At 68.3% G+C, this 14,554-nt stretch carries 15 protein-coding genes, 1 tRNA gene and 1 pseudogene; 12 read left to right on the top strand and 5 right to left on the bottom strand.

Annotated features, from left to right (window positions below; genetic code table 11):
- Together ACWD4O_RS25960 and ACWD4O_RS25955 are read left to right on the top strand one after the other, a co-directional pair.
- The coding region (locus tag ACWD4O_RS25960) for a sigma factor-like helix-turn-helix DNA-binding protein (protein WP_451283270.1) at positions 1-807 on the top strand (807 nt) is incomplete at its 5' end.
- The gene (locus ACWD4O_RS25955; protein ID WP_451283269.1) at positions 804-1,622 is read left to right on the top strand and encodes an integrase; all 819 of its coding nucleotides are present in this window, start codon (positions 804-806) and stop codon (positions 1,620-1,622) included. The genes ACWD4O_RS25960 and ACWD4O_RS25955, both read left to right, overlap by 4 nt.
- A 119-nt stretch (positions 1,623-1,741) precedes the next feature.
- Here the strand turns inward: ACWD4O_RS25955 and ACWD4O_RS25950 are convergent, their stop codons facing one another.
- The gene (locus ACWD4O_RS25950; RefSeq protein ID WP_451283267.1) at positions 1,742-2,584 is read right to left on the bottom strand and encodes a hypothetical protein; all 843 of its coding nucleotides are present in this window, start codon (positions 2,582-2,584) and stop codon (positions 1,742-1,744) included.
- A 382-nt stretch (positions 2,585-2,966) separates the two neighbouring features.
- On the opposite strand from ACWD4O_RS25950, the gene ACWD4O_RS25945 reads away from it, so the two are divergent.
- The 9 genes and pseudogenes from ACWD4O_RS25945 to ACWD4O_RS25905 form a co-directional block, all read left to right on the top strand.
- The gene (locus tag ACWD4O_RS25945; protein WP_451283265.1) at positions 2,967-3,314 is read left to right on the top strand and encodes an SCO3933 family regulatory protein; all 348 of its coding nucleotides are present in this window, start codon (positions 2,967-2,969) and stop codon (positions 3,312-3,314) included.
- Between the two features lie 5 nt (positions 3,315-3,319).
- Positions 3,320-4,687, top strand: a complete 1,368-nt coding sequence (locus ACWD4O_RS25940) for an FtsK/SpoIIIE domain-containing protein (protein ID WP_451283263.1) — start codon at positions 3,320-3,322, stop codon at positions 4,685-4,687.
- Positions 4,688-4,774: 87 nt separating this feature from the next.
- Positions 4,775-5,452, top strand: coding sequence for a DUF2637 domain-containing protein (locus ACWD4O_RS25935; protein ID WP_451283261.1), 678 nt, complete (start codon positions 4,775-4,777; stop codon positions 5,450-5,452).
- 15 nt (positions 5,453-5,467) lie between these two features.
- Entirely contained in the window at positions 5,468-5,647 is a 180-nt protein-coding gene (locus ACWD4O_RS25930; protein ID WP_030795965.1) for a mobile element transfer protein, read from the top strand.
- Positions 5,648-5,661: 14 nt separating this feature from the next.
- Positions 5,662-5,817 (top strand): hypothetical protein, encoded by a 156-nt coding sequence (locus ACWD4O_RS25925; protein WP_389519018.1) that lies wholly within the window; start codon positions 5,662-5,664, stop codon positions 5,815-5,817.
- Positions 5,818-5,837: 20 nt separating this feature from the next.
- The gene (locus tag ACWD4O_RS25920; RefSeq protein WP_451283259.1) at positions 5,838-6,152 is read left to right on the top strand and encodes a SpdD protein; all 315 of its coding nucleotides are present in this window, start codon (positions 5,838-5,840) and stop codon (positions 6,150-6,152) included.
- Positions 6,153-6,253: 101 nt separating this feature from the next.
- Positions 6,254-7,600 carry a replication initiator gene (locus ACWD4O_RS25915; protein WP_451283257.1) on the top strand — a complete coding sequence of 449 codons (1,347 nt, stop codon included), beginning with the start codon at positions 6,254-6,256 and terminating at the stop codon, positions 7,598-7,600.
- Positions 7,597-7,803, top strand: coding sequence for a helix-turn-helix domain-containing protein (locus ACWD4O_RS25910; protein WP_391646358.1), 207 nt, complete (start codon positions 7,597-7,599; stop codon positions 7,801-7,803). The genes ACWD4O_RS25915 and ACWD4O_RS25910 overlap by 4 nt, the downstream gene beginning before the upstream one ends.
- A pseudogene (locus ACWD4O_RS25905) lies at positions 7,791-9,016 on the top strand (tyrosine-type recombinase/integrase); the annotation flags it as partial. The gene ACWD4O_RS25910 and the pseudogene ACWD4O_RS25905, both read left to right, overlap by 13 nt.
- Before the next feature lie 176 nt (positions 9,017-9,192).
- Here the strand turns inward: ACWD4O_RS25905 and ACWD4O_RS25900 are convergent.
- The 3 genes from ACWD4O_RS25900 to ACWD4O_RS25890 all read right to left on the bottom strand — a co-directional run bounded on the left by ACWD4O_RS25900 (position 9,193) and on the right by ACWD4O_RS25890 (position 11,176).
- Positions 9,193-9,266 (bottom strand) — tRNA-Pro (locus ACWD4O_RS25900).
- 42 nt (positions 9,267-9,308) lie between these two features.
- Positions 9,309-10,094, bottom strand: coding sequence for a Pr6Pr family membrane protein (locus ACWD4O_RS25895; protein WP_451283255.1), 786 nt, complete (start codon positions 10,092-10,094; stop codon positions 9,309-9,311).
- 155 nt (positions 10,095-10,249) lie between these two features.
- Positions 10,250-11,176, bottom strand: a complete 927-nt coding sequence (locus ACWD4O_RS25890; RefSeq protein WP_451283253.1) for a metallophosphoesterase — start codon at positions 11,174-11,176, stop codon at positions 10,250-10,252.
- Between the two features lie 121 nt (positions 11,177-11,297).
- Between ACWD4O_RS25890 and ACWD4O_RS25885 the strand changes: the two genes are divergently transcribed.
- The gene (locus ACWD4O_RS25885; protein ID WP_351910405.1) at positions 11,298-11,762 is read left to right on the top strand and encodes a GatB/YqeY domain-containing protein; all 465 of its coding nucleotides are present in this window, start codon (positions 11,298-11,300) and stop codon (positions 11,760-11,762) included.
- A 137-nt stretch (positions 11,763-11,899) separates the two neighbouring features.
- Here ACWD4O_RS25885 and ACWD4O_RS25880 read toward each other — a convergent pair whose 3' ends face one another.
- The gene (locus tag ACWD4O_RS25880) at positions 11,900-14,170 is read right to left on the bottom strand and encodes a transglycosylase domain-containing protein (RefSeq protein WP_451283251.1); all 2,271 of its coding nucleotides are present in this window, start codon (positions 14,168-14,170) and stop codon (positions 11,900-11,902) included.
- Positions 14,171-14,554: the final 384 nt, after the last annotated feature.

The raw sequence follows: 14,554 nt of genomic DNA, 5'->3' as shown, positions 1-14,554 counted from the left end.
CTGCTCCTGCGTGAGGTCACGACGCGGTTGGCCGACGCGCAGCAGGAGGTGACCGAACTCGCCCGGCTCCGTCGCCGTGTGGTCCAGGACCTCCATGCGCAAGGGCTGTCGTACGCGCAGATCGCCGAGAAGGCCGGCCTGAGCCGCGGGCGGATCCATCAGATCCGGCACACCGGCCCGGCGCCCGAGGGGGCCTTCCTCGGTGCGGGCGCCGTCACGATCGTGACTCCGCTGCGCTGGGACGGCGAGAAGAAGCGGCCGGTCGTCGCCATGGCCGACGTCAACTCCGGGAAGCGGCTCGAAGAGCTGGCCAAGTCGTACGGGCTCGACGTCAGCTCCGGCCACGTCCAGGTGAGTGGTGAGGTCGACCTCAACCGGGACGGCCTGGTCGTCGTCTGCGGACCGGGCATGTCCCAGGCCATGAGCGACCTGTACGCCCAGGACCCGGTACTCGGCTGGGAACACCCGGAGGGTGAGCCATGGGCTCTGGCGGACCGGCGTACCGGCACGTCGTACCGCGCGGGAGCCGACACGGAACCGTACCGCCCGCACGACGTCGGATACCTCGGCCGGCTGCCCCGCCCGGACGGCAACGGCTCGGTGCTCGCCATCGCGGGAATCCACACCGCGGGTTCCCTCGGCGTCGTGCAATTGCTCGCCTCCGACCTCAGCGCGCTCTGGGGACAGGTGGGCGAGCGTCACTTCTCCACCCTGGTGGGCGTCGAGTACGACCCCGACACCGACGAACCGCAGTCCGTCGAACTGCTCACCCCCCTCTACCTGCACGACGAGGAGACGACGGCGTGAACGTCGCCCTCGCCTCGCTTCCCTCCGAAACCGGCCAGCAGAACGAGGACTTCGCCGCTGCTGCGGCCGGGGCGGCCGTTCTCCTGGACGGGGCCGGCGTGGCCGGGGCCGACACCGGGTGCACGCACGGCATCGCCTGGTTCTCCTCGACGTTGGGTGGGCTGCTGCTGAGCACCATCACCGCGCATCCCGCCCGGTCGCTCGCCGACTGCCTTGCCGACTCGATCCGCGTCGTTCGGTCCCTGCACGAAGGCAGTTGCGACCTGACCCATCGGGCCAGTCCGACGAGTACGGTCGTCGTTGTCCGGGCCGGCACGGGAGCTCTGGAATACCTCGTGCTCGGTGACTCGACGCTTCTCCTCGCCGACCAGGACGGGAAGACGGCCGCCGTCACGGATCTGCGCCTGGACGACGTCAGCGTGCAGCTGCGCGGGCCGGTCGAAGCGTTTCCTACCGGTTCCCCTGAGCATGCTGCCGCCCTGGCCGAGTACCGCGACGCCCTGACGGGGCTCCGTAACCGGCCGGGTGGCTTCTGGATCGCCGGGCCCGATCCGCAAGCGGCCGAACATGCCCTTACCGGGACTGTGCCGCTGGAATCGCTGGCGTCCGTGACGCTGCTGAGCGATGGTGCGACGAGACTCGTCGACTCCTTCGAACTTGTCACCTGGGAAGGGGTCTTGTCTCTTCTCGACTCGTCCGGGCCGGATGAGCTGATCCGGTGTGTACGAGGGGCCGAGGCCGACGATCCCGACGGTCGGCGCTGGCCACGGGGCAAAGCGCAAGACGATGCCACGGTGCTTCATTGGGTGTACTGACGTGGTTGCGACCGTTCTTGCGTAGCGGGTGATCGTGGGACAAGGCGAGCCGCTGCCTCTTAGGGTGCGAGGGGCCGGATATCGCTAATGCTGTGATCGCCCGGGTGGAGTAGGCGAGGTTACGCAGTCTCAGGTTTGCCGGGCTTATTCTTGCGTTTCTTGTTGCCTGACGGCTTCACGAATTCCGTGATCTGCGTTCTATTGGTGCTGCTCGCGCTCTGACCGAAGAAGTATCCCAAAATTATCAGGAAACTGTTCGATAGCAACGTCGACGGGACAATCTTGAGGAACATTGAAACCACGAATACGGTCGTGAGCACGATGAGAAGGACGGCTCCGACAAGGGTAGCGATCGGTTCACGAGCCACCCTCCTATTCCACTTCCTCTCGGCGATCTCCTCTTTGAGGAGCTTCTCTTCGCGAAGCTTCTTGAGCTCGTCCTTCGCTTCCTCTTTGGCTTCATGCTCCTTCTGCCACCCCTCTACGACCAGGGCTTGAGCGGCGCTGTCGACCTGCGCAGCTGCGCGCTCCTGTTCCCGTGCTGCGGCCGCCTCGGCCTCAAGGGCCCCAAGTTGGCGCTTCAGTTCATCCTTTTCGGGTCCGGGAGAAAGCCGATCGATTAGATCCTGCAATCCGTCGAGCCGCTCTTTACTGCGGAGTTCCTTGATGCGCTCCAAGATTAGGCGTTTCCGTTCCAGGAGGAATGGCAGGATGCCGATGCTTATTTCCGGCTGCTCTATCAAGAGCATCTTGACGCCCGGACTCCGCATCATGCCGAACTGCTCTGGGTGGCTGATCGCCTCATTGACCCGTGTGAGTGCCTGCTCCAGATCGGGCAAGTCGTAGCCCTTGATGGAACCTACAGATAGTCCCAGAGAAGTGAGAATCGGCTCGTACATGTTTCGGAGACGAGCCATCGCGTCTCTAGCAACTGCAGTCTCGGGTGTTGGTGCGAGCCCCATCTAGTCCCCCTAGGTAGGCGTTTGTGGGCCTCATCCTGCCAATATGGCGCTCGACGCGAGACCGGAACGTGGCAACTCGACTGCCCTGTCGCGCTCAAGCCAAGCGATAGGTCCTCTGATCCGAGACTTGATACTGCGCTTCCAGGCAGGTGATGAGGCGAGTCGCCGCGTGGCACTCGCCTGGCCCTCGCTCGGCAAGAGTTGAACGGCCTGCACGTTAGCCGTCTTGCATACCCCCCTAGACAGTTGACGGATCGTCGGTCTAACGTAGTCGTAAACCCCCCTAGACAGTTAGGGCGGGTCACTCCCCGCGCCGTCTAGGGGGGTATTCAAGCCGAAGCGGCGCGGACCGACCGCGTCGCCGACAAGTGAGGTTCAAGAAATGCGTGTCATCCCCGTGGACGTCTCTACCGCAACGCTGCTGGTCACCAAGCTGCCTGAGGTCAAGGTGAAGGACCGTCAGACCGGTGAGGTCGCCGTGGACCCGGTCACCAACCAGCGGCTCATGGTGCTGGAGCTGGTGTTCATCGCGCAGGGCGGTTCGGACATGATCAAGGTGACCGTTCCAGAGCAGGGCATCGGCGAGGGCCTGGTGATGGGTGCTCCGGTCATCATGTCCGGCCTGATCGCCCGCTCTTGGGAGAGCGAGTTCGGCGGGCGGATGCGGCACGGCATCGCCTACCGGGCGGACGCCGTCATGGTCAACGCCCCCGCTCCGGTGCAGGGCTGATCACCATGACCGACTCCCTCTGGGCACTGGTGCTGTGCCTGCTCGCCGTGGCTGCGCTGCTGGTTCTCCGCCGTCGTCTGCCGGTGGCGTTCTGGTGGCTCGTGGGCTATCCGTTCGTCGCGCTGCGCGTGCTCACCACCTACCGGGCCACGATGGACGCCTGCGGCCTGACGGTCCCGGCCTCGGCCGTCCGTCGGGCCACGGCCCGGGTGCTCGGACGGGAGGCCGCACCCGTCCCGCCTCGCCGGACGCTCCCGCTGCCAACCGGGTCCGGGCTCGTAATGCGGCTGCGCATGGCTACCGGCCAGGCTCCCGAAGACTTCATGGCGTCTGCCGACCGGCTGCGGCATGCCTGGGCCGCGCACGCCGTGCACATCCGCCCTACCAAGCCGGGCTGGCTCGAACTGCGGCTGATCGGCTGGGACGTGCTCGCCGACGTGCGGCCCGCCCGGCGGCGGCACAAGAGCGGACCTCTCACCCTGCCCATGGCGCTTCGCGATGACGGCCGCTGGCATGTACGGGACTTCCGTGCCGTGCCGCATGAACTCATCCTCGGCGCAACGCAGTCCGGGAAGTCCGTGTACCTGCGCAACCTGCTGTGCGGTCTGGCCCGGCAACGGGTCGTCCTCGTCGGAATCGACTGCAAATGGGGCGTCGAACTCGCCCCGTTCGCACCCCGGCTGTCCGCGCTCGCCGACACCTCGGACCGGGCGAACGAACTCCTCGACGTCCTGCTCGAAGAGATGGAGGCACGGTTCCGGCTCATCGGTCTCCGGTCCGGGGCGAGTGCGGATGCCGTCCTCACCTCGGATGTGTGGGGGCTGCCGGAGGAGGTGCGGCCGGTGCCGGTCGTGGTTGTCGTCGACGAGGTCGCGGAACTCTTCCTCGCCGCAAGCCGGGACGACGAGAAGCGACGCGACGCCATGGTCACCAAGCTCATCCGCATCGCCCAGCTCGGCCGCGCGGCCGGCATCTACCTCGAAGTGTGCGGCCAGCGATTCGGCTCCGAACTCGGCAAGGGCGCGACCATGCTCCGCGCCCAGCTCACCGGCCGCATCTGCCACCGCGTCAACGACGAATCCTCGGCGAACATGGCGCTCGCCGACATCTCCCCGGAAGCAGCGCTCGCCGCAACTTCCATTCCGGCCGAACGGCCCGGCGTCGCCATCGTCGGCGACTCCTCCGGTGGCTGGTCCCGTGCTCGCTCGCCGCACCTCACCCTCGACGAAGCGGCGGCCGTCTGCCGGGCTACCTCCGCGCTCGTGCCGGAACTGCCTCGCCTCGACTCCTTTCGGCCCGTCGCCGCGGTCGAGTCTGCTGGGCGGGTCTCTCCGGTGACCGCCGTGCCTGTCGCTCGCCCGGTGACCGAGTAGCCGCACCCCCTTCCCTACGGCTGGCGTGACCGCCTCACGCCGAGTCCCTACCCCTCCCATGCCTCGAACCGGAAGGAAGTCGAACCGATGCGCGCCCAACTGGCCCGTGTGGACGCCGTGATCGTCCAAGCCGTCATCGCCGGTGCCCTGTCCTTCGCGCACCTTCACGACCTGGCGGAGGCGGCCGGACAGGGCGGCTGGAAGGCATGGGCCTACCCCGTCTCCGTCGACCTGCTGCTGGTCGCCGCATGGCGTCGGATGCGCGAACAGCAGCGCGCCGGACAACCCGCCGGGGGAGCGCGGCTGTGGTTCCTCGTCGCCCTGACCGCATCCCTCGGCGCGAACGTCGCGACCGCCGGACTCCTCGACCTGGACGACGTCCCCGCGTCGCTCCGCGTCGTGGTGGCCGGCTGGCCCGCCGTCGCCTTCTTCGGCGGAACACTGCTCGCCCACACACCCCGAACCCCGGCGCCCCCGGTGACACCGGCCCCGGAGACGCCCCCGGCCGCTGCCCGCGACGAACCCCACCGAGAAGTGCTCCCGGAGCCTTCCCCCGAACCGGAACCCGCTGCCGAAGCGATCACCGTTCCCGCCCCGGCTCCCTCTGCTCCTGCCGTCTCCCTGCCACCCGCACTGGTCGACCGCGCCCGCGCCCTAGCCGAGGAACACCACGCCACCACCGGCCGCCCGGCCGACCCCGACCACGTCCGCGTGCGGCTCGGTCTCCCCCCGTTCATGACCGCGTCCGTCGCCGCCCACCTCTGAGAAGGGACGAACTCCGTGAACCCGCGCTTCCGCAACGTCCGCCGCATCGGCCCCGTGCAGGTCGCCTCGTACATCGCCCGTGGCCGCAACCGCCACCTCGCGGCCTGCACCGCGCCCCGCTGCGACTTCTCCACCGAGTACGACAGCCGCGCCGCCGCCGAACTCGCCGCCCGCACCCACCGCTGCAAGGCCTGAAGGAGACCACCGCCATGGACGTCCCGCTCTGGTTCGCCGTGCTCGTCGTCGCCGTCCTCGGCGTCCAGCTCGCCCGCCCGCCGTGGTGGCTGGTCGCCCTGCTCCTCCTCGGCGGCTACCTCGTCGCCAACAGCGTCCTCGCCCCCGCCGTCGCAGCCCTCCTCGACTGACCCGCAGAAGGGACTGCCTCGTGTTCACCCCCAAGTACCCCCGCCCGGACACCGCACCGATCCCCACCAGCACGCCCCCGGCGACCTACAGCCCGTCGGTCTACAACCTCACCGCCTACACCCCGGCCCCGGTTCCGGCGGCCCCCACCGCCAACCGGCCGGCGGTCCAACTCACCCCGGGCAGCGTGCTCACCCTCGCCGCCGGTGGGGGAGCCCTGGTCCTGGTCGTCGGCGCGGTCCTGGTCTCCATGCTTCTCGCGGTCGCCATCACTGCCGCTTCCGTGGCCGTCTGCGCGGTCGTCATCCGCTCGATCCTCAAGAGCGACCGCCGCTGACCTCATCTGCGCAGCATCCCGGCCTGCCCACGCTGTCTAGCCCTCTACGCAGGCCGGGGTGCCCGTCCCGGACTTCCGCCCCTCCAAGGAGGCAGCCGCACATGCGCCCCGAGGCTCCCACCGGAGCCATCCGCCAACTGGCCGCCCTCGCCCAGCACGGCGACCTCAGCACCTTCGCACACCAGATCCAGCGGCTCGGCGGCTGCGAGCGGCCCGTACGGATGGAGGGCCACCGCCTCGACGTCCACGCCGCGACCGGCGAAATCGTCCGCGAGATCTTCGACCGCGACCTTCCCGCCGGACAGCTCCTCATCCGCTGCAACAACCGCCGCGCGACCCGCTGCGCCGCCTGCGCCGAGGTCTACCGCAAGGACACGTACCACCTCGTCACGGCCGGCCTGAGCGGCGGCAAGGGCATCGGCCCAGCCGTCGCCCAACACCCCCGCGTCTTCGCCACCTTCACCGCCCCGTCCTTCGGCCCCGTCCACAACCGGCCCGGCGGCGGCCGCTGCCGCTGCGGACGCCTCCACCCGGACGACGACCCCGCCCTCGGCACCCCGCTGAACCCGGAGCGCTACGACTACCGCGACGCCGTCCTCTGGAACGCGCACGCCGGTGCCCTGTGGGCCCGATTCACCACCTACCTACGCCAACAGCTCGCCACCCGCGCGGACATCACCCGCTCCGAACTGCGCCACAGCCTCAAACTCTCCTACGCCAAGGTCGCCGAGTACCAGCGGCGCGGAGCCGTGCACTTCCATGCCGTGATCCGCCTCGACGGCCCCGAAGGTGCCGAGGACGCCCCGCCCGTCTGGGCCACGACAGAACTCCTCACCGACGCGATCCGCTCGGCCGTCCGGCTCGCCGAGACCCCCGGCCCGACACTCGACGACCTCGCCCACACCTTCCGCTTCGGCGAACAGCTCGACATCCGCCCCATCCGCTCCGCCGACTTCACCGGAACCACCGACCTGACGAGCCGGGCCGTCGCCGCCTACATCGCCAAGTACGCCACCAAAGGGGCGGAAAGCGCGACCGGCACCATCGACCGCCCGATCCGCAACCCCATCACCGACCTGATCGGCACCGACGTCACCGACCACGCCCGCCGGATGATCCTCACCTGCTGGCACCTCGGCGCACGCCCCGAACTCGAAGAACTCCGACTGCGTAAGTGGGCCCACATGCTCGGCTTCCGCGGCCACTTCTCCACCAAGTCCCGCGCATACTCCGTCACCCTCGGCGCCCTCCGCCAGGAACGCGCCGACCACAACGAAGCACTCACCCGCGAACGAGCAGCCCTGGCCGGCCATCCCCTCCCGGACCCGGACACCGTGCTTGTCCTCTCCCACTGGCGCTTTGCCGGTACCGGCTTGACCGCCGCAGAAGCGTTGTTCGCCGCCTCACGCACACCCGCCCCCGACGGAGAAGGAGAACCAACCCGATGACCACGGCCACCCTTCACCGCAAGTGGCACACGACGGCTGAGGTCGCCGAGATGCTCGGCTTCAGCCTCTCCAAGACCAAGATGCTCGTCCTCACCGGCGAGATCCGTTCCGTCAAGATCGGCCGCAATCGTCGCATCCTCCCGGCCTGGGTGGACGAGTACGTGAACCGCTGCGCCGACGAATCCGAGAGGTGGTCCGCGTGAGCGGCAAGCGAGGCAATGGCGAAGGATCCATCTACGCCTACCGGAACGGTTACGCGGCCTATGTCTGGGTCACCACCCCGGAGGGCAATCGCAAGCGGAAGTACGTCTACGGACCGACCCGCTCGGCTGTCCATGAGAAGTGGCTCAAGCTCCACAACGAAGCCAAGAAGGGGCCGGTCGCGACGAACACGCCGAGCCTCGCTCAGTACCTCGCGTACTGGCTCAAGGAAGTCGTGGAGCCCAACCTCCGACCGCTGACCGCCGCCACCTACGAGACGACCGTCCGCCTCTATATCGTGCCGCTCCTCGGCTCCAAGCGGTTGGACCGGCTGACCGTGCAGGACATGCGGGCTTGGCTCAACAAGCTCGCCGACACCTGCCAGTGCTGTGCGCAGGGCAAGGACGCCAAGCGGCCCGAGGAGCGGTGGCGGTGCTGCGCCAAGGGGGAGTGTTGCCGACAGACCCTCTCGAAGCGCTCAGTCAACGACGCCCGGACGATTCTTCGCAGCGCGCTGACTAACGCCATGGTTGAGGAGCGCATCTCGAAGAACGTCGCCCAGCTGGTCAAGGTCCAGCGGGCCCGGCGCAAGCGGCCCGAACCCTGGTCGGTCGAGGAGGCGTGCAGCTTCCTGGAGAACGCCCAGCTCTGGCATGACTACCTGTACTGCGCCTACGCGCTGATCCTCGTCCTGGGCCTGCGCAAGGGGGAGGTGCTGGGTCTCACCTGGTCGGACGTGAACCTGGAAACGGGGAGCTGCACATCCGTCATCAGCTTCAGCGGGTCCGCCGGCGTCTCCTGCACACCGACACGGCCAAGACGGAGGCCTCGGAGGCCGTGCTCCCGCTGCCGGACATTTGCCTGACCGCACTCCGGCTCCGCCAGAAGGAACAACAGGCGGCGAAGGAGCGGGCCGATGATCTCTGGACCGAATCGGACATGGTCTTCACCACCCGCTACGGCACCCCGGTCGAGCCGAGGAACTTCACCCGCGAGTTCGACCGCCGCTGCGAGCGCGCCGGCGTCCGCCGTATCCGCGTGCACGACACCCGACACACCTGCGCCTCGCTCCTGGCCGCGCTCGACGTCCACCCGCGGATCGCGATGCAGATCCTGAGGCACTCGGAGATCGCCGTCACGATGGAGGTCTACACACACGTGCCCTCCGCCGACACTCGCCGGGCACTCCGCAAGCTCGGAAAGGCACTGGGCGGCGGCAGCAAGCAGAAGAAGCAGGAGAAAGAAAAGAAGGGCAAACGCAAGCAGCAGAAGCGGGCGGAAGAGCAGGCGGCCGAGGACGGTCAGCAAGAGTCATAGCGGTTGCTGTACTCCGCTGCTGTACGCACGACAGAGGCCCATTCGCGATCAAGCGAATGGGCCTCTGACCTGTGTCGGGGTGGCGGGATTTGAACCCACGACCTCTTCGTCCCGAACGAAGCGCGCTGCCAAGCTGCGCTACACCCCGATGTCGCTGCTTGTGGTGCTTGTCGCGGCGACGTCGTTTACTTTAGCCCACCGGTGGCTGGAGACGAAATCCGGTTTTGGCACGGTGGCTGATCGGGTTGGGGCGGACGTGGTCGAGGGCCACGAGGAGTACCGCGAGGGCGTAGAAGGAGAGGCCGAGGAGGAGCGCGTTGGCGAGGGCGTGCTTGTAGCCGTGGGCCTCGGCGTCGAGGAAGGGGTAGAGGTAGCGGCCCGGTGCGCCCGCGTGGATCAGCCAAGCGCGGGTGAAACAGAACGCCAGGTAGATCACGGGGTAGAGCATCCACGTCGCGGCCCGGCGCAGGCGCATACAGCCCGGGGCGGTCAGCAGCAGCCAGTCCAGGACGGCGGCCACCGGTGTCACGGTCTGGAGGAGGTGCGTGGCGACCAGGTGCCAGCCCGTGGGGGCGGTCGTCGTGCCGGTCACCGAGAACGGGGTGGCCGCGTCCGCCAGGAGCAGGTGGTACACCAGGCCGGTGATCATGGCGTAGAGCAGCACGGCACCGGTCAGTGCGGCGGGGAGGGGGCGGCGGGCCGTCCACGCGCGGCGCGCGGACAGCAGTGTGACCAGGGCCAGCAGGATGTTGGCCTGGATCGCGAAGTGGCTCAGGACCCGGATCGGGCTGCCGAGCAGGAAGGCGAGCGTCACGCCCGCCGCCGCCGTCCCGGCCAGCAGCAGGCGGAGCGCGGCGGCGAGGCGGCGGCGTGCGGGGGCCACCACCGCCGAGGCGGGGACGGAGGAGAGCAGGAGCGCATGGGTCCGCGGAATCGCGGGCAGATCCGGGATGTCCCTGGGTATCGGCGCGGTCATGCCTTCAAGCTAGGCAAGCCCGACAAAGGGGGCGATGTGGGTGGGCCGTTCGGGGGACGGCCCGAATCCGCCTTCTTCGCCGCTCGCACCCGGCAGGCGCTCGCCCTCCCGCCTGCCTCCCCGCCTGCCGCCCCTCCCCGTCTCCCCCTACTCCTTTACTCCTTCCCCACCAACGTCAACAACGTCACCTCCGGTGGGCACGCGAACCTCACCGGGGTGTAGCGGTTCGTGCCGCAGCCTGCTGATACGTGCAGGTAGGACGTACGGCCCTCGGCCGTGTGCGTCGACAGGCCCTTCACTCGGTCCGTGTCCAGGTCGCAGTTGGTGACCAGGGCGCCGTAGAAGGGGATGCAGAGCTGGCCGCCGTGGGTGTGGCCGGCCAGGATCAAGGGGTAGTCGTCGGCCGTGTAGGCGTCCAGGACACGCAGGTAGGGCGCGTGCACGACGCCCATCGAGAAGTCGGACGACGTCGACGGGCCGCCGGCCACCTGCGCGTAGCGGTCGCGCTTGATGTGGGGGTCGTCCAGGCCCGTCAGCTCGACCGACACGCCCTCGACCTTCAGCATGCCCCGGGTGTTCGTCAGGTTCAGCCAGCCCGCCGCGTCGAAGCCGTCGCGCAGGTCCTCCCACGGGTTGTGGACCACGTCCACCGCAGGCGCGTTGCCGTTGAGGCCGTGGCGGCCCTGGGCCTTCTCGAAGAGGTAGCGCGCGGGATTGCGCAGCTTCGGGCCGTAGTAGTCGTTCGAGCCGAAGACGTACGCGCCCGGGAACTCCATCAGCGGGCCGAGGGCGTCCAGGACCTCGGGCACGCCCTCCGGGTCGGACAGGTTGTCGCCCGTGTTGATCACGAAGTCTGGGCGCAGCCCGGCCAGCGAGCGCAGCCAGCGTTGCTTCTTGCGCTGGTCGCCGACCATGTGGATGTCGGAGACCTGCAACACGCGCAGGGGCTGCATCCCGGCGGGGAGGACGGGGACCGTCACCCGCCGCAGCCGGAAGGAGCGGGCCTCGAAACCCGCCGCGTACACCAGACCGGCGGCGCCGGCCGCCGCAAGGGACAGAGGTACTCCGTATCGCGCGCGCATACGCCCATCGTGTCAGACGCCGCCGACATCTCCTCCCGCCACCGCCCCCTCAAGTGCCGTCCCCCTGCCGCCCTTTAAATGAACGGGCGTCCGGCCGCCCACACCTGCGACAATCAAACCCATGACCACGCTCAAGTCGAAGCTGCAGGAAGACCTCAACGCCGCCATCAGGGAGCGCGACGAGCTCCGCTCCTCGACGCTCCGGCTGACGCTCACCGCGATCACCAAGGAGGAGGTCGCGGGCAAGACGAAGCGCGAGCTCTCCGACGACGAGGTCCTCAAGGTGATCACCAAGGAGGCGAAGAAGCGCCGCGAGGCGGCCGACGCCTTCGCGCAGGGTGGTCGCGCCGAGAGCGCCGAGCGCGAGAAGGCCGAGGGCGAGCTCCTCGCCACGTACCTGCCCAAGCAGCTCAGCGACGAAGAGCTGGACGACATCGTCGCCCAGGCCGTCCAGGAGGCGAAGGCGGCCGGCGCCGAGGGGCCGCGGGCCATGGGCGCCGTCATGAAGATCGTGAACCCGAAGGTGGCCGGTCTGGCCGAGGGCGGCCGCGTCGCCGTCGTCGTCAAGAAGCTGCTCGCGGGCTGACCTCGACTCCGGTCCCCCCCCCCGCACGACGAGTGCCACCAGTGCCACCAGTACGACGAACGGCCTCTGCCTCTCTGTGTGAGAGGCAGAGGCCGTTCGTCGTGCTCGGTCGTGGCCGGACTCGGAGGCGGCGCTACTCAGCCGCGTCCGCCGCCGTTGCCGTTTCCGTTGGTCTGGCCCTGGAAGAAGGTGCCACCGTCGTTGCCGCCGGTCGACGACGTGTCGCCGGTCGTCCCGCCGTTGGTGAGCAGGCCGCTGAGGAAGCCGTCGTCGTTGTCCCCGTCGTCGTCCTCGTCGTCGCTGTTGCCGTCGTCGGGGTCCTTGGCGGCGGGCGGGTTCGGGATGTGGACGAGGTTGAAGGACGGGCTTTCCTTGCCCTCCAGCGCGCCGGTCATGGCGTCCCGCCAGATCGGGCCGGGGGTGTCGCCGCCGTAGACCTGGGAGTGGTAGACGCCGCCGATCGTGATGTTGTTCATCTCGACCTTCTGGGTGGCGCTGCCGACCCAGACGGCGCCCGAGAGGTTCGGGGTGTAGCCGACGAACCAGGCGTTCTTGCGGGAGTCCGTCGTACCCGTCTTACCGGCGTTGTCGCGGCCGCCGGACAGACCGGCCTGCTGGCCCGTACCGGAGTCGACGACGCCGCTCAGCAGCGTGTTGATGGTGTCCGCGGTCTTCTCGCTCATGGCGCGCGAGCAGGTCGACTTCGGCACCTCCAGCGACTTCTTCGTGCCGCCCACGGTCTGGGTGATCGACTCGATGGCGACCGGGGTGCAGTACATGCCCCGGCTGGCGAAGGCCGCGTAGGCGCTGGCCATCGTCAGAGGGGAGAGGCCGGTGGAGCCGAGGGTCATCGACGAGGGCACCACGGGCACCTTGTCGCCGTTGCCCTGGACGACGCCCAGCTTGTCGGTCATCTTCACCACGGGGCACATGCCGATGTCGGCGAGCATCTGCACGAAGTAGGTGTTGACCGAAAGCTCCATGGCCTTCTTCAGCTGGTACGGGCCCTTCTCGGACGCGCTCTCGTTCTCCAGCGTGTCGTTGCCCTCGTTGGTCCACGGCTTGCTGCTGCACGTCTGGACCGTGGCCGGGTACGACATCTCGTACGGCGCCGGGTAGGACTGGTTCGCCGGGCGGCCCTCCTCCAGCGCGGCCGCGGCCACGAAGGGCTTGAAGGTCGAACCGGTCGGGAAGCCGTAGTTCGAGCCGCCCATGGAGGAGTTGACCGAGTAGTTGTACTCGGTCTCGTTCTTGCCGTAGCCGTACGGCTTCGACTGGCCCATGCCGAGGATCTTGCCGGTGCCGGGCTCGACGAGCGTGGCGGCCGCGGCGACCTTGTCCGACTGGTAGACGTGATCCTTGAGCGAGTCCTGGACGGACTTCTGGGACTGCGGCTCGAGCGTCGTCCGGATCGTCAGACCGCCCTGGTTCCAGACCTTCGCCCGCTCCTCCTTGGTCTTGCCGAAGACCGGGTCGCTGAGGAAGACGCGCTCCACGTACTTGCAGAAGAAGCTGGCGCCCTGGACGGCGGTGATGCAGCCGTTCTTCGGCTGCTTGACCTTCAGGCCCAGCGGGGCCTTCTGCGCCGTGGCGGCCTCGGTCTCGGTGATGTCGCCGACCTCGGCCATGCGCTGCAGCACGGTGTTACGGCGCTTGGTGGCCTCGGCCTCGTCGTTGATGGGGTCGTAGCGGCTGGGCGACTGGACGATGCCGGCCAGCAGCGCGGCCTGGGGGAGGGTGAGGTCCTTGGCGTGCGTGGAGAAGTACCGCTGGGCGGCCGCCTCGACGCCGTAGGCCTGCTCGCCGAAGAACGTGATGTTCAGGTAGTTCTCGAGGATCTTCTTCTTGCCGAGTTCCTCCTCCACCTGGATCGCGTACTTCAGCTCCTTGATCTTGCGGCCGATGGTCTGCTGGGTGGCCTGCTGGACCTTCGTCGGGTCGTCGCCGGCCTCTTCCACGAAGACGTTCTTCACGTACTGCTGGGTGAGCGTCGAGGCGCCCTGGGCGACCCCGCTGCTCTGCACGTTCTTGTTGAGCGCGCGCAGGATGCCCTTCAGGTCCACCGCGCCGTGCTCGTAGAAGCGCGAGTCCTCGATCGCGACGATCGCCTTCTGCATGTAAGGCGAGATGTTCTTGAGGTCGACCACCGTGCGGTCACGGGAGTAGACCGTGGCGATCTGGCCGCCCTTGGAGTCGAGGATCGTGGTGCGCTGGCTCAGCGGCGGCGTCTTGAGGTTGGCCGGGAGTTCGTCGAACGACTCCACCGACCCCTTGGCGGCCAGGCCCAGCGCGCCGAAGGCGGGCAGGGCGATACCGGCCAGCACCGCTCCTGCGAGCACACTGACACCGAGGAACTTGGCGGCCTGCTGCGTTGGCGACAGACCACCGCCCGAGCGCTTTTTTGGCATGGGGGCAGCCTACGTTCTGATTCGCCGGACACACGTCAATGCCTTGGCCTAAGCTGCTCTCAACTGTCACAGCAGCAGGGCTACGTATCAATACGTCCGGCGACCCCGAATCGTTCCGGTCGTTCCCCAACTTTTTTGGTGGATGCGTGTCCGAATCCGCCTTGTGTGTCACTCGGCGTCCGTTGTGACTCAACTGAACTGTCCCGTTTACCGGGAAAGTCACGTATGTCGCGGGCTCACTCCCCCGGGTGATCTGCCGCTTACGCATAGTCCGTTCGGGCCATTCAAGATTGGGCCCGAAGGGGGTGTTGCGCTGTGCCCACCTTCCGTAACGTCCTCAACTGGCGGCGGTGAATATGCCGCTGCCGCCGTGGGGGAGCCTCG

This window comes from Streptomyces sp. NPDC002623, assembly GCF_053592635.1.
Note: the sequence above shows the minus strand (reverse complement) of the source record. Positions and strands in the feature narration are given on the sequence as shown.